Annotated in this window: 18 protein-coding genes and 1 pseudogene; 11 read left to right on the top strand and 8 right to left on the bottom strand. The window is 70.9% G+C overall.

The window, feature by feature from the left end:
* The first annotated feature begins 50 nt into the window (after positions 1-50).
* Positions 51-335 (top strand): hypothetical protein, encoded by a 285-nt coding sequence (locus ACZ37P_RS22440; protein ID WP_467348267.1) that lies wholly within the window; start codon positions 51-53, stop codon positions 333-335.
* A 143-nt stretch (positions 336-478) separates the two neighbouring features.
* On the opposite strand, the gene ACZ37P_RS22435 is transcribed toward ACZ37P_RS22440, so the two are convergent.
* The 3 genes from ACZ37P_RS22435 to ACZ37P_RS22425 all read right to left on the bottom strand — a co-directional run bounded on the left by ACZ37P_RS22435 (position 479) and on the right by ACZ37P_RS22425 (position 5,827).
* Entirely contained in the window at positions 479-1,711 is a 1,233-nt protein-coding gene (locus tag ACZ37P_RS22435; RefSeq protein WP_467348265.1) for a hypothetical protein, read from the bottom strand.
* Entirely contained in the window at positions 1,708-4,068 is a 2,361-nt protein-coding gene (locus ACZ37P_RS22430) for a sensor histidine kinase (RefSeq protein WP_467348264.1), read from the bottom strand. Before ACZ37P_RS22430 ends, ACZ37P_RS22435 begins: the two co-directional genes overlap by 4 nt.
* A 214-nt stretch (positions 4,069-4,282) precedes the next feature.
* The gene (locus ACZ37P_RS22425) at positions 4,283-5,827 is read right to left on the bottom strand and encodes a hypothetical protein (protein WP_467348263.1); all 1,545 of its coding nucleotides are present in this window, start codon (positions 5,825-5,827) and stop codon (positions 4,283-4,285) included.
* 193 nt (positions 5,828-6,020) lie between these two features.
* Between ACZ37P_RS22425 and ACZ37P_RS22420 the strand changes: the two genes are divergently transcribed.
* Positions 6,021-6,209, top strand: coding sequence for a hypothetical protein (locus tag ACZ37P_RS22420; RefSeq protein WP_467348261.1), 189 nt, complete (start codon positions 6,021-6,023; stop codon positions 6,207-6,209).
* Positions 6,210-6,291: 82 nt separating this feature from the next.
* Positions 6,292-6,678 carry a hypothetical protein gene (locus ACZ37P_RS22415; protein ID WP_467348259.1) on the top strand — a complete coding sequence of 129 codons (387 nt, stop codon included), beginning with the start codon at positions 6,292-6,294 and terminating at the stop codon, positions 6,676-6,678.
* A gap of 83 nt (positions 6,679-6,761) precedes the next feature.
* Here ACZ37P_RS22415 and ACZ37P_RS22410 read toward each other — a convergent pair.
* A pseudogene (locus ACZ37P_RS22410) lies at positions 6,762-6,935 on the bottom strand (LLM class flavin-dependent oxidoreductase); the annotation flags it as partial.
* Positions 6,936-7,417: 482 nt separating this feature from the next.
* Here ACZ37P_RS22410 and ACZ37P_RS22405 point away from each other — a divergent pair.
* The 6 genes from ACZ37P_RS22405 to ACZ37P_RS22380 all read left to right on the top strand — a co-directional run bounded on the left by ACZ37P_RS22405 (position 7,418) and on the right by ACZ37P_RS22380 (position 13,912).
* Positions 7,418-8,179 (top strand): ABC transporter permease, encoded by a 762-nt coding sequence (locus ACZ37P_RS22405; RefSeq protein ID WP_391159559.1) that lies wholly within the window; start codon positions 7,418-7,420, stop codon positions 8,177-8,179.
* 166 nt (positions 8,180-8,345) lie between these two features.
* Positions 8,346-9,425, top strand: coding sequence for a taurine ABC transporter substrate-binding protein (locus tag ACZ37P_RS22400; protein ID WP_355336612.1), 1,080 nt, complete (start codon positions 8,346-8,348; stop codon positions 9,423-9,425).
* Between the two features lie 151 nt (positions 9,426-9,576).
* Complete coding sequence (locus tag ACZ37P_RS22395) at positions 9,577-10,332, top strand: ABC transporter ATP-binding protein (RefSeq protein ID WP_467348377.1); 756 nt, start codon at positions 9,577-9,579, stop codon at positions 10,330-10,332.
* 284 nt (positions 10,333-10,616) lie between these two features.
* Positions 10,617-11,495, top strand: a complete 879-nt coding sequence (locus ACZ37P_RS22390) for a TauD/TfdA dioxygenase family protein (protein WP_467348375.1) — start codon at positions 10,617-10,619, stop codon at positions 11,493-11,495.
* A gap of 231 nt (positions 11,496-11,726) precedes the next feature.
* A complete protein-coding gene (locus ACZ37P_RS22385) occupies positions 11,727-13,241 on the top strand; it encodes an MFS transporter (RefSeq protein WP_467348257.1) in 1,515 nt (504 codons plus the stop codon).
* The gene (locus ACZ37P_RS22380; protein WP_467348255.1) at positions 13,238-13,912 is read left to right on the top strand and encodes a TetR/AcrR family transcriptional regulator; all 675 of its coding nucleotides are present in this window, start codon (positions 13,238-13,240) and stop codon (positions 13,910-13,912) included. Before ACZ37P_RS22385 ends, ACZ37P_RS22380 begins: the two co-directional genes overlap by 4 nt.
* On the opposite strand, the gene ACZ37P_RS22375 is transcribed toward ACZ37P_RS22380, so the two are convergent.
* Positions 13,909-14,820 (bottom strand): amidohydrolase family protein, encoded by a 912-nt coding sequence (locus ACZ37P_RS22375; protein ID WP_355336616.1) that lies wholly within the window; start codon positions 14,818-14,820, stop codon positions 13,909-13,911. The genes ACZ37P_RS22380 and ACZ37P_RS22375 overlap by 4 nt on opposite strands.
* Before the next feature lie 190 nt (positions 14,821-15,010).
* On the opposite strand from ACZ37P_RS22375, the gene ACZ37P_RS22370 reads away from it, so the two are divergent.
* Both ACZ37P_RS22370 and ACZ37P_RS22365 read left to right on the top strand, forming a co-directional pair.
* Positions 15,011-15,424, top strand: a complete 414-nt coding sequence (locus ACZ37P_RS22370) for a DUF6344 domain-containing protein (RefSeq protein ID WP_467348253.1) — start codon at positions 15,011-15,013, stop codon at positions 15,422-15,424.
* Between the two features lie 387 nt (positions 15,425-15,811).
* Positions 15,812-16,723: an HAD family hydrolase gene (locus ACZ37P_RS22365; RefSeq protein ID WP_391042094.1), complete on the top strand. Its 912-nt coding sequence runs from the start codon at positions 15,812-15,814 to the stop codon at positions 16,721-16,723.
* A 37-nt stretch (positions 16,724-16,760) separates the two neighbouring features.
* On the opposite strand, the gene ACZ37P_RS22360 is transcribed toward ACZ37P_RS22365, so the two are convergent.
* The 3 genes from ACZ37P_RS22360 to cydB form a co-directional block, all read right to left on the bottom strand.
* The gene (locus tag ACZ37P_RS22360) at positions 16,761-18,620 is read right to left on the bottom strand and encodes a sensor histidine kinase (protein ID WP_467348251.1); all 1,860 of its coding nucleotides are present in this window, start codon (positions 18,618-18,620) and stop codon (positions 16,761-16,763) included.
* 36 nt (positions 18,621-18,656) lie between these two features.
* Entirely contained in the window at positions 18,657-22,298 is a 3,642-nt protein-coding gene (gene cydD / locus ACZ37P_RS22355; RefSeq protein WP_467348249.1) for a thiol reductant ABC exporter subunit CydD, read from the bottom strand.
* A gap of 63 nt (positions 22,299-22,361) precedes the next feature.
* A complete protein-coding gene (gene cydB, locus ACZ37P_RS22350; protein ID WP_355336621.1) occupies positions 22,362-23,372 on the bottom strand; it encodes a cytochrome d ubiquinol oxidase subunit II in 1,011 nt (336 codons plus the stop codon).
* Positions 23,373-23,451 lie beyond the last annotated feature (79 nt).

Genomic DNA, 23,451 nt, shown 5'->3' with positions numbered 1-23,451 from the left:
GAGTTCGCTCGTCGAATCGCCAGAAGCAGACAGTACGTGGAGAGGCTGTCGTGTCCTCAGGAGGCAGCGTGACGGGCTGGGTGAGTACCGAGAAGGGTACTCACCTGCGGGGGCGCCGTTCCCGGGACACCAGTCCCGAGATCGCACTCCGTCGTGCCGTCCACCGTCTGGGGCTCCCCTTCCGACTGCAGCGGAAGGTGGCACCGCGGTGCACAGCGGACTTCGCCCTGCCTCGGTACCGGGTGGCGGTCTTCGTGGACAGTTGCTTCTGGTACGGCTGTCCGACACATGGTCCGCAGCCCTTCCCGCGGTCAGAACGCCGAGCGTTGGACTGAGAAGCTCACTGCCAACCGATCCCGCGATCTGCGCAACACCGATGCTGCGCAGGCAGGTGGATGGACGGTCGTGCGCGTGCGGGAGTGCGTCCGACGGAACGTCGAGACCGCTGCGTACAAGGTCACTGCCACTTGCCCCGGTCCTACGATGCCGGTGCCTCCGGGGTCTCCGTGAGGCCTGGCTGCTCCGGGGGCATCAGGGGTTCGACGGGCGTCGGATCAGTGGTCAGCATTCTTTCGAGTGCGCTGAAGTCGATGTCGGGGGTACCGATCCGGCCGACCGTACGGCTGTGGGCCGTGAGGAACGCTTCCGCGAACGGGCTGTCGAGGGTGGCGACACGCTTCCACTCCCCGGACTCGAGACGGCCTCGGATGCCAACCAGGGGTACCGAGCTCACGTCTTCGAAGTCGACTACCAGGTCGGGGATGTTCAGGTACTTCGGCAGAACCCTGTAACGGTTGTGATCGGTTCTGAAGATCCTCTTCAGCGCCTGCTCATTCTTCTTGGTACGGGTGTCGTCCCACGTCAGGAAGGGGCCGGACTGCCGGATCTCGGTAGCGCGGGCCAGCCGAACGAACTCGACCTTCGCCTGTCGGCCGCCAACGCTTCCTGTGACCGCAGGGTCCTCGTACAAGTCACAGGCAGGGGTGAGCACCAACCACCACTGGCCGTCGTTCGAGCTGATGACGTCAGCGGCTGTGAGATGGGAGGTGACCGGAGGATTGAGATACACACGGGCAGCGGACGAGTGCGCCACCACAGTTCCAACGCGACTGCCTATGACGCCGTCCAGGTCTTGGACGGCGTTCTCCTTCAACCAGGCCGACAGGCGGTTAACCAGCACGAGAGCTGTCTCGCTCATGTCCGTCGTCGCCATCTGCTCCCAGTTCGGCGCGATGACGTCCTTGAGGAACAGGCCGAGCTGGCGGTTGAGCAGGCCGCTGATATGACGGGTCAGCGCGGGCACTCCGCACGTGAGCCCGTCACGTACTGCACGGGTGACCTCGTCGAGATGGTTCTTTGCGACGACCTGGATGAGCGGTGGCGCTGCCAGGTGCTCGACCTGCCCGGGCACGGCCGTGTAGAAGATCACGGGAACCCAGCGGACATCGGCGACCCGCTCGTACAGGGAACGTCCCCGCGTAAGAGCGTCCGTCGCCGGGCTGTGGCCGGAGCTGTCCCGGACGTCGAGGACGACCAGGTCGAAGTGCTCGTCCGCGAGGCGTCTTTCTGCGTCGTCGAAGCGCTCCTCGATCTCGCACTCGATCGTTCCCAGATCGACGAGCCGTTTCTTCAGCATCCCTGCAAGCCGTGCTGCCAGGTCGTGCTCGTCATCGACGATGAGCAGACGCAGGACCGACTCCCCCGTTGTCACCCGACACTCCTTCTCAGTGTTGCCTTGAAACAAGCCCCAGGTAGTGGTCCCTCGGACACCAATGCAAGCTTGCCGTCGTAGAAGTCCTGGACGACGCTCCCGGCGATGCTCAGGCCCAGACCGATCCCGTCCTCCTTGTCGCTGAAGTACGTGTCGAAGATCAGGCCCCTTATGTCCTCACGGACACCCGGACCGCTGTCGCTGACCGTGATCTCGACCGCTCCGTCAGGCAGACGTTCCGTGTCGATACGGATTCGGCGGTCTTGGTCGTCCTCCTGCGTGGAGAGCCAGTACAGTGCGTTCCCGACAAGGTTGACGATCACCTGGTTGATGTCGCCCGGGTCCATAGTCACCATTGTGTCCTGGCCCTCGATGGTGACCTCGACGTTGAGCTTCTTGGCTTCGCCCTCGTACACGGACACCGCTTCGCTGATCGCCCGCTGCAACGAGATGCTCCGAGGACGCCCCCGCCGACGGCCGCTGAGCGGCTGGATCCGCGTGAACAGACGGTCCAGCGCCTTCTCCTGCGAGGCGAAGCTGGTGCGGATGTCACTCAGCGCTTGTACGAGGATCCCATTGTCCCTGGGGATGCCCAGGATCACGTCGTCCAGGTCTTGGAGGTCGTACGCGATGCGGGTCAGTGCGGAGCGACCGTCGTGCAGGACCACGTCCACGAGCGTCCCGAGTGTGGCCAACCGGGAGAACTGCGAGAGGATCTCCTGGACCTTCTTGACGCTCTCGTTGATCGTCCCGGTTGCCTCGTCAAGAGCGCGGCCGAGGACGGCATCGTCCGCATAGCGTTCCTCAACCACCTTGCGCAGAGGGTCCAAGGTGAAGGAGTTGAAGACTCCGTGACCCTGGCTCCCTTCCGAACCGGATGATGGCTGCTGAGGACCTGGGTCTGCTGGCTGGCTGAGGCGCCGAACCCGGTACCGTTCTGTCTCCAGAGCGGACACGGCCGTCGCGAGGACCTTCTTGAGGTCCTCGTACTCCTTGCTGTCGATCAGACCTTCCCGGTGGGAACGGTCGCGCAGTCCGGGGTTACCGTCAGCCGTGATGTACACGTAGCCGGCGACCTGGTTGCTGGAGAAACGCATGGTGGGGTTGTTGACGCGACGCAGGTTGAGCTGCAGCCAGTCGTCTCCTGGCTCGCCGAAGGGCAGCACGCGGAAGCCGTCGCGATAGAGGACCACGCCGCTGTTGCCCCGGATGAGCTGGCGAACCTCGGAGATGTTCTTCGCGCCGACGTCGAGGGCGACAAGTCGGCGGACCGAGTGCCCCTCCAGGTCCCAGGCTCGGATGTCGACCTCAAGAGGGCCGCACGAAGGCCTACCCGCGTCTGTCGGTAGCTTGAGGTTCACCTCGGTCGTGGTATCCTCCGCGGCGAGCGACATCCTGAAGCGGCCGTTGCCCTCGGCGTCCACGCCACCGGTCAGACGGTAGTCAGGATGCGCCAGCGCCTCGCTGGGTGCGACAAATCCCGAATGATGCTCCAGGTCACCGGGCGGAAACTCCAGACAGATGGCGAAGTCCGGGGTACCCGGAACGCTCAGCTCGGTCGGAGCGGGCGGAGGGAGCAATCTCGAGAGCGAGCGCTTGAGCAACGTCACCGTGTGGTCGTCCCACACCTGCCGCAGGCCGACAAGTCGCATCACGGTCCCGTGCGGTGATTCGGCATCGCCCCAGGGGCTGTCGACGCGAGTGCTGTCGGAGCCCACATCTGCGCCGTACTTCTCCTGGAGGTCGTCGAACAGCAGGTCTGCCTCCTCCCAAGGAGCGAAGACTGCAGGTTCGCCTACGCTCCAGCGGACAGGGACTTGGTCCAGATACGACTCGCCGTCGATGAAGTCACCCCACTTGATGCGGAGACTGACCTCTTCCGAACTCTCGGTGCGCCGCGTGGTGAGTTCTGTCACCAGCGCGAGGCGGGCCGCTGAAAAGCGACCAATGCCCTTGGCTCCCAGGACCCGTCGACCCCGACTCTCGCTACGAGGTGCACGTTGCCGGTACGCGGTCGCGATATCCAGCCATGTGCCACGCACCGTTTCCGGCGACATGCCGTGGCCGTTGTCCCAGACCTCGATGGAACCGGTGGCCGTGGCAGTTTCGGTGTCCTTTGGGACCTCGGTTGCTTCGGTGCCCCCTACGGCTGCTGGGCCATCCGGGCTCTCGGTTGCATCGGCGCCCTCTGCGGTCTGGGTCCCCTTGAGGTCCTCCGCATTCTCAGTGACCTCGGTGGGCAAGGGACCAAGAAAGCGAATCAGCACAAGGCTGGCGTCAGCGTCGTAGGCGTTCTTCACCAACTCGGTGAGGGCGACACGCTCATTGCTGATCAGTTCCTCGCCGAGGGTGCTCATCAGGCGAGCACGCGGCCGCAGGTAAGCATCTTCGCCCGCAACATCCACGTAGACCCCCGTTGGTCATCATCAGTCGCACGCCCCCGAGAGGCGGGAATTGCCGCAGATCTTACTCTGACAACCAGTTCGTCCGTGTGTTCGGACAGCTATGCCACGCCGCTGCTTGTACGGAACGAGGCAAGTCCCGAACCAGGGCCACGACGGCTTCTTCCTGCTACCGATACCGAGGGTGCCAGCTGTACGAGGCCACCTCTGTCGCGTCCAGGTCCACTCGGCGGGAACCAACAGGAACGGACCGCCGCATGACCTGGAAGTGGACACCAGCAGTCGGCAGAACGGGCGTCCGCAGTATGTCGAGCACCGGCTGCAGCCCGGACGGATGGCCAAGGGCGAGCAGGTATCTCAGCGAGGTCACGGACATCTCAGGCACCGGCAGGGGTCTGAGGCACAGCTGCTGTGGCGTGCCAACGCACCAGGTCCACTCGATGCTGTCGAAGGTGGGCCAACCGGCAGGAAGCTCCGCTGTGGCCACGCCGGATCGGAGCTCCCCACGGAGACGGTCGAGCTGGCGACCAGCTGAGGTAGCCCAGTCCTCGACCTTCACGACCTCGGCGGAGGTGACCGCGTCGATCGGCCACTTGACCTCGACGCAGAGGCCGATGCGCAGCACCGGATCGACAGCGACGACGTCCAGGTCACCCGCTGGCTTCCCGTCCGGCCTGAAGGCCGGCACTCTCTCGGCGACCAGCAGTCCAGGAACTCCCCTGAGCCACTCAGCCCAGGCAACTGCCCGGTCGCCTTGGGCGCGTCCCACGGACCCGAAGCGGCGGAAGTCCGCCGCAGCCGAACGGAGCACGATCGGGTCGATCGCCCGAGGCGTCAGAAGGGGCGGACAGAGGATGATCTTCTCTCCGTGCTGCACAAGCGGGGAAGTCCTTGCGCTACGCCCCCGTCGGAAGACCAGCTGCGCCACGGCTGCATCCTGGTGTTCTTCGGAGACAGTCGGGCACAGCTCGGCCAAGACCGCGCGGAGCTCCGACATCTGCAGGTGTGCAAGCGTGCTCTCCAGACGGGAGAGACGGTGGGCCGTGTGCTCGCAGAGAGAGGCCACGCCCATCAACACGGCTAGGACGCGCGCCATGGCCCCGACAGTCAGACCCTCTCCGAGGTCGAACGAATCCGGCAAGTGGCCCTCAGGTACTGCTTGGCGGAACGCAGCTATCTCCTTGGAGGCACGCTCGACAGAGGCGGCGAGCACCTCGAGTGGAGGCCCCGAGCGCGAGCCGACACCCCTCGTTGATATCCACCGGCGTTCGACGTCGGACAGCCCGGAGACGTCGTGTGGCGTCGCACTCCTCTCGAGGTGCATGTCGGCAACCTCGATGGCGGGGTCCCACCGATGGCGAACTCTGAAAGCCTCCCGTGAGCGGCGAACTTCGTAGCCCCCTGCTCGGATGCTCGCCTCCATCAGGTTGAGGGTCTGAAGGCCCACTACAGCCACCGCGAGTTCCATCGCGGTGTCCTCGCCGAGGTCCTGTTCGCCGACGGGCAGTTCGTGGTGCCACTCGATCAACTGCGCCAGGACACTCTCCCAGGGAACATCGGTCTCGACGCCGGCCGTGATCTCCATCGCACGCTGCCTCGTGACGACCTTGAGCAGGACGTAGATGCGGTCAGCGCTTGAGGACCAGGCCGCGTGCCCTCGAACACGGGCGCGTTGGTCGGCTATCGCGTCAAGCAGCTCTGCTTCCGGTGTCACTGTCCTGCTCCGTTCTCCTGGTGCGACGAGCCTTACTAGCTGCCTATGGGTAGCCACCGCAGACGTCGTACAGATCTACTACAGGAGGACACGGCAGGCCGTCATAACGTCGCAGCTGACCCTATTTCCCCGAGTTCCGTCCGACACCGTGGGTGATTTCCGCTGTCGAGGAGGGGGCTGGCAGACTGGATCGGTGATCAGAGAGCCATTTGAAGCGATCGTCAACGACGACGGGACCGTGGAGATCCCTCTCGGAGTTCTTGCCGAAGCCGGCCTGGATATCGGCGCTCGGATCGTTGTCTACAGCGACGGTGACGGGTGCGTGGATCTCCGTCGGCAAGAGGACGCGATCCAGGAGATCTTCGATCACGGCAACCTTTGAAAGTAGTACCCCGGGGCCGTTCCGGCCCACCCAGGAAAGTGGCTTGCCGAACCTGGCCAGGGCGACGGGCCCTGCCCCATAAATGCACCAGTTGGAGCGGTACGCCGCGGACAGCAGCAGTCGCATCTTCGCCCTGCGCACAGGGTCGCCTGACAGGCAGCAACGCGCTGACCTGCGGGATACCTCCGAGGACTCCGCCATCCGCGGTCAAGTCGAGCGCGTCTCCGCGGCCCTCGCCGCCGAGGACCGCGATCCAGCCGACGCGCCGAAGATCTTCCTCACCGGCTTCACCCCCAAGTACGCCCAGCCCTTCACTTCGGTCGACGCCTTCGTGGACTTCGCGGGACAGCACGCGGAGACCGGCATCAACGAAATCGTGCTGCACTGGCCGGTGCCCGACACGATCTTCGGCCATGACCCCGTCATCTTCGAGCGGATCATCACCGAGGCTCCCGCCCAGCTCAGCTGACTCGCCCCGCCCTTTTCACTGGCTCCATCTACCCGCGATGTCCACGCCAAATGCCGGAGTGCAGGGATTCGCGCAGGTCAGCTCGTGATGTATGAACGCGGCTTGGCCGACGTCACCAGGGTGCCCAGGCGCATCCGGCTGGTGACCGCGGCGGCGGCGGTCAGGGTCGGCACCGCGCCGTACCACGGCTTGTCCCGGAAGCTCCGCCAGGACAGATGGTCATACGTATAGGCGGTCCCGAACCCCAGGCCGGGCGCGTCAGGGGGGCGGGGGCGGAGGGGTTTGTACCAGAGGGTGGACGGACTCTTGGTGCGGGGACGGGTCTGCTGTACAAATATGACCCATGAATCACGATCTTTTGGTGCGACGCCTGGTCATCGACCTGTGCCGACGCCCGGTTTCGTGTTGTCGCTGATCACGCGTCTCTGACGCCGCCCGCCGTTCGGTCCTCGACCCGGCGCGGCCCCTTTCCCGAACTTCGTTGAGCCCACCCCGTCGTGGGGCGTTCGGCTCTGCCCTTTTCCCCTTCTGCTCTCGCTCGGGGACAGTCGCCGCTGTCGCTTGACGTCGACCGCGCCTGCCCTGGCACCCCCATGGAGGCAGTCCGTTGTCCGCCACCTCACGCCTGCCAGAAGCCGGTCCCGCCGCGATATCCGACGAGCCGACCGATCCGGCCGAGCCGCCGGGGCGCGGCCGTCCTCGCGCGAAGGGCGTCTGGGCGCGCGTACGCCGTCTCGCGCTGCCGCTCGGCTCGCTCCTGCTCTTCCTCGTGCTGTGGCAACTGCTGGCGGCGAGCGGGAAGTGGAGCGAGACGCTGGTGCCGCCCCCGGCCAAGGTGTGGGACGCGTTCATCGACGTGTCCACGACGCACGACGGGGTGCGGGGCTACAACGGCACCACTCTCGTCGATCACTTGGCCATCAGCCTGCGCCGCATCGCGATCGGCGGCGGTATCGGCATCGCCCTCGGAGTGCTGTTCGGCCTGCTCATGGGCACGGTCGGCTGGGTGCGCTCGCTGTTCGAACCCTGGATCACCTTCCTGCGGACGCTGCCGCCGCTGGCGTACTTCTCCCTGCTGATCATCTGGCTGGGCATCAACGAGGAACCGAAGATCACCCTGCTGGCCATCGCCGCCTTCCCGCCCGTGGCGGTGTCGACCACCGCGGCCGTCGCCGCCGCGCCGCGCGGCCTTGTTGAAGCGGCCCACGCGCTCGGCGGGTCGCGGTGGGACGTCATGCGGGACGTCATCGCCCCGTCGGCGCTGCCGGAGATCCTCACCGGCGTCCGGCTGGCGGTCGGGGTCACGTACTCCTCCCTCGTCGCCGCCGAGCTGGTCAACGGGCTGCCCGGCATCGGCGGCATGGTCAAGGACGCCGCCAACTACAACAACACGCCGGTGGTGCTCGTCGGCATCTTCACCATCGGCGTCTCGGGGCTCGTCATCGACGGTCTGCTGCTGTGGCTGGAGCGCAGCGTCGTGCCGTGGCGCGGCCGTTCCTAGTTCCCGGCCGCCCGCCCGCCCCCCCCGTCCGTGGCCCGGTCCCTCGCAGCCCGCAGCGAGCAGCCCGCGGCTCCGGGCCCCCGTAACCCGCGACCCGCGACCCGCAACCGGTACCCCGTACGCCCTTCGCCCCGCCCGTCCCCTCCTCGCACAGAAACGGCTCCCCATGTCTGCCTGGAAGCACCGAGTTCCCGTCGGCACCGCCGCCCAAGGACCCTCGCGCCGCCTGCTGCTCGGCGGTGCGCTGGCCGCCGCGGCCTCCGTCGCCCTCACCGCCTGCGGCTCGGACGGCGGCAGCTCGTCCGGCGGTTCCAAGCGGCTGCGCATCGGCTACTTCGCCTTCCCCAGCGGCGACTTGCTCGTGAAGAACCACAAGCTGCTGGAGAAGGCGCTGCCGGACTACAAGATCACCTGGATCAAGTTCGACTCGGGCGCCAGCGTCAACCAGGCGTTCCTGGGCAAGTCCCTCGACATCGGCGCCCTCGGCTCCAGCCCCTTCGCGCGCGGGATCTCCGGCTCCTCGCCGATCCCGTACAAGGCCGCGTTCATCCTCGATGTCGCGGGCGAGAACGAGGCGTTGGTGGCCCGCAAGAGCACCGGCATATCCGATGTGGCCGGTCTCAAGGGGAAGACGGTCGCGACGCCGTTCGCCTCCACCTCGCACTACAGCCTGCTGGCGGCGCTGGACGCGGCGGGCCTCAAGGCGTCGGACGTCAAGCTCGTCGACCTCCAGCCGCAGGCGATCCTCGCCGCGTGGCAGCGGGGGGACATCGACGCCGCGTATGTGTGGCTGCCGACCCTGGACGAACTGCGCAAGACCGGAACGCAGTTGATCAGCAGCAAGGAGATCAGCGCGGGCGGCAAGCCGACGCTGGACCTGGCCGTGGTCTCGGACGCGCTGATCGCCAAGGACCCGCACGCGATCGACGTGTGGCGCAAGGCGCAGGCGCAGGCGCTCGGGCTGCTCAAGTCCGACCCCGAGGGCACGGTCAAGGCCGTCTCCGCCGAGCTGAACATCAGCGCGGACGACGCCAGGAAGCAGCTCGCGCAGGGCGTGTTCCTCACCCCCGACGAGGTCGCCTCCGCCGCGTGGCTGGGTACGGAGGGGCAGCCGGGCAAGCTCGCGACGTATCTCACCGGCACCGCCCGGTTCCTGGCCGACCAGAAGCAGATCGACGCCGCGCCGTCCGAGGACGTCGTCGGCAAGGCGCTGTATCTGAAGGGGCTGCCCGATGTCCTCAAGTGAGACGGCGAGCGGGACCGTTGGCCGGACGGCCGACAAGACCACCGGGCCCGAGGCTGCCGCGGCTGCCGACGCCACTCGTGCCGACGCCCCCCGCTCCGACGCCCCCCGTTCCGACACCGACCGTGGCGGCGCCACACCCGCCGCCGGGGTCATCGCGCTCGACCGCGTCACCCACCGGTACGGCAAGGGCGAGGAGGCGGTGACGGCCGTGGGACCGGTCGATCTGACCGTGCCCGCGGGCGAGTTCCTGGTGCTCGTCGGCGCGTCCGGCTGCGGCAAGAGCACGCTGCTGCGGCTGATCGCCGGATTCGAGCGGCCCGCCCACGGCTCGGTACGGGTGTCGGGCGTCGAGCCGCTGCCCGGCAAGGCGGCCGGCGTGGTGTTCCAGCAGCCCCGGCTCTTCCCGTGGCGCACGGTGAAGGGCAACATCGACCTGGCCCTGCGCTACGCCGGGGTCGACCGGGACCAGTGGCCCCGGCGCCGTGCGGAACTCCTCGCGCGCGTCGGCCTGGAGGGCACCGAGAAGCGGCGGATCTGGGAGATCTCCGGCGGCCAGCAGCAGCGTGTCGCCATCGCCCGCGCCCTGGCCGCCGACCACCCGCTGTTCCTGCTGGACGAGCCGTTCGCGGCGCTCGACGCGCTGACCCGCGAACGGCTCCAGGAGGACGTACGCCTGGTGACCGCGCAGACCGGGCGGACCACCGTCTTCGTCACGCACTCGGCGGACGAGGCGGTCTTCCTCGGCACCCGCATCGTGGTGCTGACCAAGGGGCCGGGCACCGTGGCCCTCGACCTGCCGATCCCGCTGCCGCGCGGCGACATCGACGCCGACGCGCTGCGCGACAGCGAGGAATTCGCCGAGCTGCGCGCCCGGATCGCGCACACCGTGAAGGCCGCGGCGGCCTGATCCCTGGTCCCCGGTCCTCACGACCTCTCCATCCACGACACCCGCGCTCCGTATCGACGACATCCGCGACATCCGCGATACCCGCGACACCCGCGACACCCGCGACACCCGCGACACCCACACCATCCGCGACAGAGGAGGAACCACAGGTGAGCATCACCAGCGAGCAGCCCGCCGTAACCGACGCCGACCGTCCGACGACGTCGTCAAGGCCGTCCCCGTCATCAACGCCGTCCCCGTCGTCCCCGTCGCCGAGGGCGACCCCGTCGTCAACGGCGTCCCGTCTGCCGATCACCCCGCTCGGCCCGCGCTTCGGCGCGGAGATCCACGGCATCGACCTCGGCCGGCTGGACGACGACCAGGTCACCGCGATCAGGGCGGCCCTCGTGGAGCACAAGGTGCTCTTCGTCCGGGGCCAGGACATCGACGACGCGGCGCAGATCGAGTTCGGCCGCCGCCTGGGCGAGGTCACCACCGGGCACCCGATCCACGACTCCGGCGACGTGGCCCCCGAGGTGTACGCCGTCGACAGCCAGGACAACGGCTTCGCGGACGTCTGGCACACGGACGTGACGTTCGTACGGCGCCCGCCGGCGATCTCCGTACTGCGCGCGGTGCTGCTGCCGCCCAACGGCGGCGACACGACATGGGCCGACAGCCAGCTCGCCTACGAGTCGCTGTCGCCGGGGCTGCGGGCGTGGGCCGACTCGCTGACGGCGGTGCACGACGGCACCCGCGAGTTCGGGTACTACCTGGCCCAGCGCAGGAAGGGCCGGGGAAACGTGTGGGAGGGAGAGGAGTACACCGAGCTGAAGCCGGTGGAGCACCCCGTGGTGCGGGTGCACCCCGAGAGCGGGCGCAAGGGGCTCTTCGTCAACCCGGGCTTCACCTCGCATGTTCTCGGGGTGTCGGACCACGAGAGCCGGGGGCTGCTCGACATCCTCTACGCCCACCTCACCAAGCCCGAGCACCTCGTACGCCACCGGTGGAGCGCCGGTGACGTGGCCCTGTGGGACAACCGCAGCACCGCCCACTACGCCAACCGCGACTACGGCGACCAGCACCGCGTCATGCACCGCATCACGTTGAGCGGGGACACGCCGGTCGGCCCCGTAGCAGGAGCCGGAGCAGGAGCCGGAGCAGGAACCGGAGGCGTGGGCTGACGGGCGGCACCGGGAAGTCCGCTCCGGCCCGCGCCGCCCGCACCAAACCCGCCCCGCCCCCCGCCCCCGGGCCCCGGACCCCGGACCCCGGGGGCGGGGCTGATCGCGCCGATCACCTCTGCTTATCATCAGGTGTAGACATCACATGTAGACATCGGCTGTAGGCATCGGTCCGCCCCTGTCGGGCGCACGCACCACACGGTGCCTCAGGGCCCGGGCGCGAGGAGCACGATGGAGTCGGCACGGTCGCGGGCACTGGTGCCCTGTCTGGCGTTCATATGCCTGGTCACCGCCGTGATCGGCAGCCTCGGGGCACCGCTCATCCCGTCCATCGCCTCGATGGACCACGTGTCCGTGACCGACGCGCAGTGGTCGCTGACGATCACCCAGCTGGTGGCGGCGGTGGCCACGCCCGTGATGGGGCGGCTCGGTGACGGGCCGCACCGCAGGACCGTCGTCGTCGGCACCCTCGCGCTGGTCGTCGTCGGCTGCGTGCTGGCGGCGCTCCCCCTGGGCTTCGCCGCGCTGCTCGTCGGCCGCGCCCTCCAGGGCATCGGTCTCGGGCTCACGCCGCTGACCATCGCCGTGGCCAGGGACGTACTGCCCGCCGCCCGCGCCGTTCCGGTGATCGCCCTGCTGTCGATCACGGCCGTGACGGGGGTGGGCCTGGGCTATCCGCTCACCGGTCTGATCGCGCAGGGCGGCGGCGTCCGCGCGGCGTACTGGTTCGGCGTGGCCGTCAGCGTGCTCGGCCTGGCCGCCGCCGCGTGGGTCGTCCCGGCCGCGCGGCATCGCGCCCGCGTCCGGCTGGACGGGGTCGGCGCGGTGCTGCTGGCCGTGGCCACCGCGTCGCTGCTGGTCGCGATCAGCGAGGGCGAGAGCTGGGGCTGGGCCTCGGCGCGCGTGGACGGCATGATCGCCGCGTCCGTCCTGCTCTTCGCGGGCTGGGTGTGGTGGGAGCTGCGTACGGATCATCCGCTGGTCACACTGCGGCTGGTACGTGACCGGGCGGTGCTGACCGCGAGCGTCGCGGCGGTGCTCGCGGGCGTCGGCATGTACCTGCTGCTGTCCACCGTCACCAGGCTGGTGCAGACGCCCGCCACCACGGGCTACGGGCTGGGCCGGACGGTGGTCGTGGCCGGTCTCGCCCTGACGCCGTTCTCCCTGGGCAGCTTCCTGGCCAACCGGCTCACCCCGGTGCTGGTCCGCCGGATCTCGCCCCAGCGGGTCCTGCCGATGAGCTGCCTGGTGCTGCTCGCCGCGATGGCCCTGTTCACCGCATGGCGCGGGAACATGGCGCAGATCATGGCGGTCATGTTCGTCGCGGGCCTCGGCGTCGGGGTCATCTTCGCGGTCGTGCCGGGCTTCCTCGTCCGCGCGGTGCCCGCGCACGAGACGGGCAGCGCCATGAGCTTCAACCAGGTGCTGCGCTACATCGGTTACGCGGTCGGCAGCGCGCTGAGCGCGGCCGTGCTCGAAGCGCACACCGCGGAAGGCGCGGCGTTCCCCACGTCCGGTGGGTACAGTGCGGTGGGGCTGCTGAGCTGCGGCGTCTGGCTCGCCGCCGCCGTGGTGGCGGTGGCCGTGCCGTGGCGCCGACGCGGTTCGTCGGCACGGCCCGGTCCGTCGGCACGGCCCGGTCCGTCGGCACGGCCCGCGGCGGCGGCCCAGGCGCGCCCCCGGGTGCGGGCGCGGCCCGGCGAACACGACGACCTCCACGAACTGGACGGAACGGCCGCGGAATGAGTGGAACGACACCGGCCGACGAACGGCCCGCCGGGGCGGCCCAGCACCGGCGCGACGCGGCGGGCAGCCGCGAACGCCTGCTGAAGGCCGCGGGCGAGCTGTTCGCCGAGCACGGGTACGACCGCACCACCGCGCGGGCCATCGGCAGCCGCGCCGGGGTCGATCCGGCGATGATCGCCCGCTACTTCGGCGGCAAGGCCCAGCTCTACATCGCCACGCTGCGCACCAACGACGGCCCGGACGACATCGTCGACCTCCTCGACCCCGACCGTCTGGCGACCATCCTCGACCGCACCCGGCGCCACGGGCCCAACCCCGTCTACCAGGTCGCCGTCCGCCCCCACGAGGACCCGGCCGGTCAGCAGGCCACCCGCGCGGAGCTGCACCGCCGTGTCGTGGACCCCCTCCACCGGCGCCTGCTCGCCGAGGGCACCCCCGACCCCGCCCTGCGCGCCGAACTCATCGCCGCCGCCTTCATCGGCGTCGTCCTGGCCCGCGGCTCCGGCGCCTTCACCCGCCTCCCCGCCCTCCCCGACGCCGAGCTCCGCACCCTCCTCCTCCAGATGCTGACCCCCCAAGGCCCGAGCCCGGACCCCGACTCCGCCCCGGACGCGAGCCCGAACCCCGACTCCGGCCCGGACCCGGCCCCTGACCCCGACTCCGCCCGCTAGGGGAGGGCCGGGAGGGCGAAGAGGCGGGCGGCGTTGTCGTGGCAGACGGCGCGGAGCCAGGCGGCGCCGAGACCGGTGGATTCCAGGGCGTGGAGGGCGTGGGCGTAGGGATAGGGGATGTTGGGGAAGTCCGTGCCGAGCAGGACGCGGTCGGCGAGGGCGGACAGGCGGGGCAGGGCCGCGGGCGGGAAGGGGGCGGCGGACTCGCTGAAGTCGGTGAAGGCCATGGTGGTGTCGAGCAGGACCCGCTCGTGCCGCTCGGCGAGGCCGAGGAAGTCCTCGTACTCCGGCATTCCCAGGTGGGCGACGACGAGCCGCAGCCGCGGATGCCTGGCGAGCAGGGCGGCGACGGGGGCGGGGCCGGTGAAGGGGCCGGGGACCGGGCCGGAGCCGCAGTGGGTGACGACGGGAACGCCGGTGTCGGCGAGCAGGCCCCAGACGTCGTCGAGCAGCGGGTCGTTGGGGTCGTAGCCGCCGACCTGGAGGTGGCACTTGAAGACGCGCGCGCCCTGGGCGAGGGCGCGGCGTACGTCGTCGGGGGCGCCGGGCTCGGCGAAGAACGTCGCGGTGTGCAGGCAGTCCGGGGTGCGGGCGGCGAAGTCGGCGGCCCAGTCGTTCAGCCAGCGCGCCATGCCGGGCTTGTGCGGATAGAGCATCGAGGTGAAGGCCCGGACGCCGAAGCCGCGCAGGGTCTCGACACGCCGCCGCTCCTCCTCGCGGTACGCGATCGGCCAGGCGCGGCCGACGAGCGGACCGGCCGCGTCGAAGTACGCCCACACCTTGGCCATGACGCGCTCGGGCATGAAGTGGGTGTGCACGTCGATGAGGGCGTCGAGGCCCAGGGCCTGGCGGAACGCGGCGACCTCGGCCTGTTCGCCGCGCCGGGGCGGCTCCTCGGGAGGGGACACGCCGCCACCTTATCCAGCGCCTCAGGACCGGCCGCGGCCCCGTCGGTGCGGGGCGGCACAGGACCCCCTTGGTCCGAATGAGTGGCGTTTATGTGTATATCCGCGAATCCGGGGTGCGGCTCCCACGATTCCGTGCCGTCTTCCTCATGATCGGAGAAGTCAGATTTCCGCACCAAGGAATCGAGAGGTCATGAACGTCTTCAAGAACGTCACCGCCTTCTGGAGCGCCTTCGTCGGCGTGCTCCTCAAGCTCGTCGCCGGGCTCGGCTTCGCCACTCCGGCCCGCACCGCCCGCGTCCACACCGCCGCCGCCCAGGCCGCCGCCGTCCCGGCCGCGGCCGTCGCCGCGGCGAACGGTACGGGCGCCACGCCGACCCCCACCAGGACACCGTCCTGCGCCGCACTGCTGCCGGCCCCGCGCCCCAGCAGCCGCTCGCTGCCGCCCACGATGAAGCAGCGCATCAGGGCCGAGGCGCACGGCTCCTCCCCCTCCGCCCGCAGCATCTCCCCGGACACCGGCGAGGCCCTGCCGTACCCCGCCAGTCCGGCCCTCGCGGACCACGCCCTGACCAGCACCGCGGACGAAGCGGTGCTCGTCCGCTGAGCCGGACCGCGTACGACGATCCCGTACGTGGTCCCCGCACGGAGATCCCGCAGGAACTTCCCGGGACGCAGTCCCCGCACGAACTCCCCTTCCGTACAAGCTTCTTGTACGACCAGCACCGCACCAACCCCACAGATTTCTGCGCCCCACAAGCGCAGCGCTCACCCTCGTCGCACCAGCAGCCGCACCAGCAGCCGCGCCGGCGGCCGCACCAGCCAGTCGTACCGTCAGCCGTATCCGCTGCCAGTCCGTCAGCCCGTACCCCTGCCGTGATCGCGTGACCCGCGCCCCTGTGACGCCCCCGGGAGCGATGGGATCAAGCCGGAATCGCGGCCAAAACGGGCTCGGCTGAGCGGGTATCCGCACCTTTGTGCGGGCGGGGCAAGGATGCGCAAGGATGGGCCCGTGACCTCAGCCAATGAGCCCAGCGGGCAGCATCGATCAGCGGACGTGTCGTCCGCCGCCTCCTACACCGCCCCTCCGCCGCGGCTGATCGCCACCGACCTGGACGGCACGCTGCTGCGCGACGACAAGACGGTGTCCCCGCGTACGGTCGCGGCGCTCGCCGACGCCGAGGCCGCGGGCATCGAGGTCTTCTTCGTCACCGGGCGCCCCGCACGCTGGATGGACACCGTCGCGGCCCACCTCGCGGGGCACGGCATGGCCATCCTGGCCAACGGCGCCTCCGTCTGGGACCTGCACAAAGGCGAGTTGATCGAGGCGTTCCCGCTGCCGGAGGACGACGCCCTCGCCGTCGCGCACGCGCTGCGCGCCGCCGTGCCCGGCACGACCTTCGCCGTCGAACGCGCCGACACCTTCTACCGCGAGCCGGACTACCCCCGCGTGATCGAGCCGGACTTCGGCCCCACGGCCCCGATCGAGGAACTGCTCGCCGTGCGCGACCCGCGCCAGCCGCTGCTGAAGCTGCTCGCCAAGCACCCGTCCATCGACCCGGACGAATTCCTCGCCATCGGGCTGAGCGTGGCGGGACAGCACGGCGAGATCACCCGGTCCAGCGACAGCGCGCTGCTGGAGATCAGCGGCGAGGGCGTCAGCAAGGCCACGACGCTGGCGCGATGTTGCGCCGAGCGCGGGGTGTCCGCCGCCGAGGTCGTCGCCTTCGGCGACATGCCGAACGACCTCGCGATGCTCGGATGGGCCGGTACGTCGTACGCCGTCGCGAACGCCCATCCCCGCGTCCTGGCCACGACCACGCACCGTACCGAGTCCAACAACGACGACGGGGTCGCCCGCGTCATCGAGCGGATCATCGCCGCCCGGCACGCGGACAGGCCCTAGCCCGTACGGGGACGGCTGGTCGCACCGCTCCGCCCGGTCAGTCCGTACGCAGCGGCGCCTCCCACCGCACCGTCGTGCCCGCGCCCTCGGGGCCCGGCCCGAACTGGCTCGATCCGCCCAGCGATTGGGCGCGGCGGGAGAGATTGCGCAGGCCGCTGCGGCGGCCGGCCGGGGGGATGCCGACGCCGTCGTCGGTGGCGGTCAGGCGGACCGCGTCGCCGCCGCCGGGAAGGGTGGCGGTGGCGTCGAGGGTGATGTCGATGCGCGAGGCGCGGGCGTGCCGGAAGGCGTTGGAGAGGACTTCGCGCAGCGCCGCGACGAGGTTCTTGGCGGTGGGCTCGCCCACCAGCGCGTCGACCGGTCCGATGAAACGTACGGACGGCTGGAAGCCGAGCGGGACGGCGGCGGTGCCGACCTCGCGCAGGACGCGGGCGCGCAGTCCTGAGGGGGCGTCGTCGGGCGCCTGCTGGAGGGCGTAGACGGCGGTGCGCACCTCCTGGATGGTGGCGTCGAGTTCGTCGACGGCGTGGCCGATGCCCTCGCGCACCTCGGGCGTACGGGCCCTGCGCCCAGCGCCCTCCAGCATCATGCCGGTGGCGAAGAGCCGCTGGATGACGAGGTCGTGCAGGTCGCGGGCGATACGGTCGCGGTCCTTGTAGACGGCGAGGCGTTCGCGGTCGCGCTGCACGTCCGCCAGGACGAGGGCGAGCGCTGCCTGGGCGGCGAACTGGGTGGCCAGTACGCGTTCGGCCTCGGTGAACGGACGGCCGCCGGGCTCGCGCGGCAGCGCGAGGATGCCGATGACACGGTCGTTGCTCCGCAACGGGAGCATCATGGTCGGCCCGAAGCGTTCCGCCAGCCGCGTGGTGGTGCGCGGGTCGGAGGCGGCGTCCGCCACGAAGACGGCCTCGCCGTTGAGGAGTTGGGCCGCGATCGGATTCTGCGGCGGGATGACGGTGCCGACCATGCCGGCCGGCTCGGCGGCGGAGGCCGCGACGACCTCGAGGCCGCCGTCCCCGGCCCCGTTCTCGTCGAGGCTCGGCAGCATGACCAGCGCGGCGGCGGACTCGGCGAGCTTGCGGGCCCACACCGCGACGACGTCGAGCGCGTCGCTGGTGCCGTCCCCGGTGAGCAGGGCCGTGGTGACGGCGGCGGCGCCGCTGATCCAGTGCTCGCGCTGCCGGGTGGCCTCGTACTGCCGGGCGTTGCCGATCGCGATCCCGGCCTCCATGGCGAGGATGCGCAGCATGGCGGTGTCCTCGTCGGTGAACTGCCGGCCGCCGCGCTTCTCGGTGAGGTAGAGATTGCCGAAGATCTCGGTGTGGACGCGGATCGGGACGCCCAGGAAGCTGCTCATCGGCGGATGGCCCGGCGGCAGGCCCACCGCGCGGGCGTCGTCCGACAGGTGGGCCAGCCGCAGCGGCACCGGGTGCCGGATCAGCTCGCCGAGCAGCCCGGTGTGACCGTCGGGCAGTGCGCCCATCCGCTCGGCGTCGGCCTCGTTGATCCCGTACGTGATGAAGTCCGCGAGTCCCGAGCCGTCCGCGTCGAGGACGCCGAGCGCGGCGTAACGCGCCCCGGCCAGCTCGGCCGCCGTCTCCACGATGCGGCGCAGCGTGGTGTGCAGCTCGATGCCGGTGCCGACCGAGACGACCGCTTCCAGCAGTTCCGGCAGCCGGACGGTGATCTGGGAGGCGATGCCCTGGAAGCTGAGGGTGGTCGGCTCGGGGGTCTCCCCGTCGCCCGGAGCGTCTCCGGAAGAGGTCGGTCCCGCGGGGGGTGCCGCGTCGTAGGCCGGGGCGTATGCCGGGGCGTCCTCGTCGTTCGGGGCCGCCCCGGCCGTCTCCTGGCGCGCTTCCTCGGGCGTCCCGCTGGGCGTCTCGTTGTCTGAGGCCATGAGCCGAGGTTATTTGGTGGCGTATGTCCGGGAAAGTCAGGCGGTGCCCGTGCCCACGAGCGAACGCGGTCCCGAGGCGGCGGCCGTGGCCCCCGCCAGAGCCGTGTCCGCGAGCCGTTCCCGCTCCAGGGTGCGGCGGAACGGCCCCTCGGCCGCCGCCAGTTCCTCGTAGCCGCCGCGCTGCACGACCCGTCCCCGCTCCAGCACCACGATCTCGTCGACCGCGCCGCCCGCGAGACCGGCCAGCCGGTGGGTGATCAGCAGCGTCGTACGGCCGCGCGTGGCGGCCAGCAGATCGGCGGTCAGGGCGTCGGCGGTGGCCAGGTCGAGGTGTTCCGCGGGCTCGTCCAGGACGAGGACGGGGAAACGGGCGAGCAGCGCGCGGGCCAGGGCCAGGCGCTGGCGCATGCCGCCGGACAGCCGGGCGCCGTGTTCGCCGACGAGGGTGTCCAGGTCGATGTCCAGCCGGGCGGCGGCCAGCGCCTCCCGGAGTTCGCCGTCGTCCGCGCCGGGGCGGGCGAGCCGCAGATTCTCCCGGACGGTGCTGTCGAAGACGTGCGCGTCCTGGGCGCACAGGCCGACGAGGCGGCGTACGTCGTCGCCGTCCAGGCCCGCCGCGTCCTGCCCCGCCAGCGTGTACGTGCCCGACTCGGTGTCCAGGAACCGCAGCAGTACGTGGGCGAGGGTCGTCTTGCCCGCGCCCGAGGCGCCGACGACCGCGATCCTGCGGCCCTCGGTGAGGGTGAGGCCGACGCCGTCCAGCGCCGGTGCGTCCTGGCCCGGGTGGCGGGCCGTCACCTCCCGTACGACCAGCGGGAACGGTGACGCGGGCGGGGGCGCGGGCCGCTCCGGCTCGCGTACGGGCAGCGGCGCGTCCAGCACCTCGCTCACCCGCGCCGCCGAGCGCCGGCTCCGCTGCCGCTGCTGGGCCGCGAGCGGCATCCCGGCGACGGCCTCGAAGGCGGCCAGCGGCGTCAGCACGAGCACGGCCAGCGCGACGCCCTGGAGGTGGTGGCCGCTGACGGCCCGGACGCCGACGTACGCGCACGCCGTCACCGTCACCCCGCTGACCAGCGCGGTCAGTCCGGCGCCGAGCGCGGTCGCGGCGGCCGAACGGCCCGCGATCCGGGTGAGCGTACGGTCGGCGCGCGCGGCGTCGGCTCGGCGGCGCGGGAGGGCGCCCGCCACGGTCAGTTCGGCGGTGCCGGTGAACAGGCCGAGGACGCGGGCGGACAGTTCGCCCCTGGCGGGCGCGAGGCGCGCCTCGGTGCGGCGGGCGACGGCGGCCGACAGCGCGGGGACGGCCACGCCCGCGGCGAGCAGCCCGCAGGCCAGGATCAGCCCGGCGGCGGGCAGCAGCCAGCCGGTGAAGGCCGCGGTCGCCACGGACACGAGGCCGCCGGTCAGCGCGGGCAGCAGCCACCGCAGGTAGTGGTCCTGGACGGCGTCCACGTCCGCGACCAGGCGCGAGAGCAGGTCACCGCGGCGCGTCCCGCCGAGTCCCGCGGGCGCCAGCCGCTCCAGCCGCCGGAACACCGCCACCCGCACCCCGGCCAGCGCCCGGAACACCGCGTCGTGCGCCACCAGCCGCTCGCCGTAACGGAACACGGCCCGCCCGATCCCGAACGCCCGCGTCGCCGTCACGGCCACCATCAGATACAGCACCGGCGGCTGCTGCGACGCCCGGCTGATCAGCCACCCCGACGTCGCCATGAGCCCCACAGCCGACAGCAACGCCGCCGCCCCCAGCCCGACGGCCGCCACGAACCGCCCCAGCGCCCCGCCACCACGTACGCGAAGCGCCTCCGGCCCGGACCGCCCCACCACCCCCACAGCCGCCCGCCGCACCCGCAGCCCCACCCGCCAGAGAACCCCGCCATCCGCCACCACAGGCGTCGCCGTCGCCGCCGCGCGAGCCGCCGCCGCGACCGGCGTGGGCTCGGACGGGGTGACGTCCCCCGCCGAGACCACCGTGCCGCCAGGCACCAGATCCGTCGCCGCCGACGCCCCGTCCCCCGCCGCGGTCGGGTCGCCGTCGACGGCGGAGATGCGGGGCGGGCGGAGGGAGAGGACTTTCGTGGCGAGGGGGAGGAGGGCGGGGCGGTGGGCGATGAGGAGGACGGTGCGGGTGGCGGCGAGGCGGTGGAGGGTCGTGACGATCTCGGCCTCGGTGGCGCCGTCGAGGTTGGCGGTGGGCTCGTCGAGGAGAAGCAGGGGGCGGTCGGCGAGGAAGGCGCGGGCCAGGGCGATGCGCTGGCGCTGACCCGCGGAGAGGTTCGTGCCGTCCTCGGTGAGGACGGTGGCGGGGGAGACGAAGGAGAGCGCGTCGGCGTCGGCGAGCGCGGTACGTACGGCGGCGTCGTCGGCGTCGGGCCGGGCGAGCCGTACGTTGTCGGCGACGGTCCCGGCGAACAGGTGCGGGTGCTGGGGGACCCAGGCGATCCAGCGGTGCCAGTCGGCCGGGTCGATCGCGGCGAGGTCGGTGTCGCCGACCAGAATCCGCCCCTCGGCGGCGGGAACGAAGCCGAGCAGCGCGTTGAGCAGGGTCGTCTTCCCGGCCCCGCTGGGCCCGGTGACGGCCACCGTCTCACCCGGCGCGAGGGTGAACGTCGTCGCGGCCAGCGACCCGCCCTCCCGTACGACCAGCCCCTCGACCGTGATCGCGGCACCCCGCGGATCCGGCGCGGCGGCCCGCCCCCGTACCGCACCCGCCCCGGTCCGCGGCGAGGTCTCCAGCACCTCGAAGACCTGCTCCGCCGCCGCCAGCCCCTCGGCCGCCGCGTGGTACTGCGCGCCCACCTGCCGCAGCGGCAGATACGCCTCGGGCGCGAGGATCAGCACCAGCAGGCCCGTCCGCAGGGACAGCTCGCCGTGGACGAGCCGCATGCCGATCCCGACCGCGACCAGCGCGACGGAAATGGTGGCGAGCAGTTCGAGGACGAAGGAGGACAGGAACGCGATCCGCAGCGTCTTGAGCGTGGCCCGCCGGTACTCGCCGGTGATGGCGCGGATGTTGTCGGCCTGCGCCTTGGCCCGGCCGAAGACCTTGAGCGTGGGCAGCCCCGCGACGACGTCGAGGAAGTGCCCGGACAGCCGGGCCAGCAGCTTCCACTGCCGGTCCATCCGCTCGCGGGTCGCCCAGCCGACCAGCACCATGAACAGCGGGATCAGCGGCAGCGTCACCGCGATGGTGGCGGCCGAGATCCAGTCGGCGGTGACGATCCGGGCCAGCACGACCGCGGGCACGACCACCGCGAGACCGAGCTGCGGCAGATACCGCGAGAAGTAGTCGTCCAGCGCGTCGATCCCGCGGGTGGCGAGCGTGGTCAGCTCACCGCTGCGCCGCCCGGTCAGCCAGCCGGGGCCCAGCGCGGTGGCCCGCTCCAGCAGCTGCCCGCGCAGCTGCGACTTCACCGCCGCCCCCGCCCGGTGCGCGCACAGCTCGGTGAGCCAGCCGACCAGCGCCCGCCCGACGGCGACCGCCACCAGCCACGCGAGCGTCCCGCGCAGCTCCCCGACACCCTCCCCGTCCCGGAACCCGCCGACCACCACATCGGCGATCAGCACCGCCTGGGCGATGATCAGCCCCGCCCCGGCCAGCCCGAGCAGCACCGCCCCGGCGAGGAAGACCCGGGTCGTACGCGCGTACCGCAGCAGTCGCGGATCGACAGGTTTCACGTGGAACATCTCCCTTCGGTCAGTGACCGACTGTCAGCGATCGGCCCTCAGTGACCGGTCGCGTCAGTGACCGGTCGCCGCGCCCGCGATGTGCTGGGTGCCGATGCGCTTGCGGAAGACCCAGTACGTCCAGCCCTGGTAGAGCAGGACGAGGGGCGTGGCGATGCCCGCGCACCACGTCATGATCCGCAGCGTGTACGGCGTGGAGGAGGCGTTGGTGACGGTCAGGCTCCAGGCGTCGTTCAGCGAGGACGGCATGACGTCGGGGAAGAGCGTCAGGAAGAACATGGCGATGGTCGCCGCGACCGTGACGCCGGACAGCGCGAACGACCAGCCCTCGCGTCCCGCGAGATTGGCGCCGAGGGCCCCGACCAGGGCGACGACCGCGACGATCAGCGCGGGCAGGCTGCGGCCGTCGCCGTGCGCTGCCTGGGTCCAGGTCAGGAAGGCCAGCGCGAGGAGCGCGGTGAGCACGCCGACGCGGGTGGCCAGCGCGCGGGCCCGGTCGCGGATGTCGCCGAGGGTCTTGAGCGAGGCGAAGACGGCGCCGTGGAAGGTGAAGAGGCTCAGGGTGACGAGTCCGCCGAGGATCGAGTACCCGTTGAGCAGGTCCCAGAAGTTGCCGACGTACTCCTTGTTCGCGTCGATCTTCACGCCCCGCACGATGTTCGCGAAGGCGACGCCCCAGAGCAGCGCCGGGACCAGGGAGGTCCAGAAGATCGCGTTCTCCCAGTTGCGCTGCCAGCGCTCGTCGTCGCGCTTGGCGCGGTACTCGAAGGCGACGCCGCGCACGATCAGGCAGACCAGGATGATCAGCAGCGGCAGGTAGAAGCCGGAGAAGAGGGTGGCGTACCAGTCGGGGAAGGCCGCGAAGGTCGCGCCGCCCGCCGTGAGCAGCCACACCTCGTTGCCGTCCCAGACCGGGCCGATGGTGTTGATCAGGACCCGCTTCTCGGTACGGTCGCGGGCCAGCAGCTTGGTCAGGACGCCGATCCCGAAGTCGAAGCCCTCAAGGAAGAAGTAGCCGGTCCACAGGACCGCGATGAGGACGAACCAGACGTCGTGCAGATGCATGTCGCACTCCTCTCAGTCAGTACGGATCAGTCGGTACGGATCAGTCGGTACGGATCAGTCGGTACGGATCAGTCGGTAC

This window comes from Streptomyces sp. NPDC024632, from assembly GCF_055559175.1.
This window is presented reverse-complemented; position numbering and strand designations above follow the sequence as displayed.

Bases quoted from the DNA above. Each gene is read 5' to 3' on its own strand.
- ACZ37P_RS22430 (WP_467348264.1), bottom strand. From the start codon at position 4,068: ATGAGCACCCTCGGCGAGGAACTGATCAGCAATGAGCGTGTCGCCCTC.
- ACZ37P_RS22415 (WP_467348259.1), top strand. From the start codon at position 6,292: ATGCACCAGTTGGAGCGGTACGCCGCGGACAGCAGCAGTCGCATCTTC.
- ACZ37P_RS22400 (WP_355336612.1), top strand. From the start codon at position 8,346: ATGTCTGCCTGGAAGCACCGAGTTCCCGTCGGCACCGCCGCCCAAGGA.
- ACZ37P_RS22385 (WP_467348257.1), top strand. From the start codon at position 11,727: ATGGAGTCGGCACGGTCGCGGGCACTGGTGCCCTGTCTGGCGTTCATA.
- ACZ37P_RS22380 (WP_467348255.1), top strand. From the start codon at position 13,238: ATGAGTGGAACGACACCGGCCGACGAACGGCCCGCCGGGGCGGCCCAG.
- ACZ37P_RS22370 (WP_467348253.1), top strand. From the start codon at position 15,011: ATGAACGTCTTCAAGAACGTCACCGCCTTCTGGAGCGCCTTCGTCGGC.
- ACZ37P_RS22365 (WP_391042094.1), top strand. From the start codon at position 15,812: ATGCGCAAGGATGGGCCCGTGACCTCAGCCAATGAGCCCAGCGGGCAG.
- ACZ37P_RS22360 (WP_467348251.1), bottom strand. From the start codon at position 18,620: ATGGCCTCAGACAACGAGACGCCCAGCGGGACGCCCGAGGAAGCGCGC.
- cydB (WP_355336621.1), bottom strand. From the start codon at position 23,372: ATGCATCTGCACGACGTCTGGTTCGTCCTCATCGCGGTCCTGTGGACC.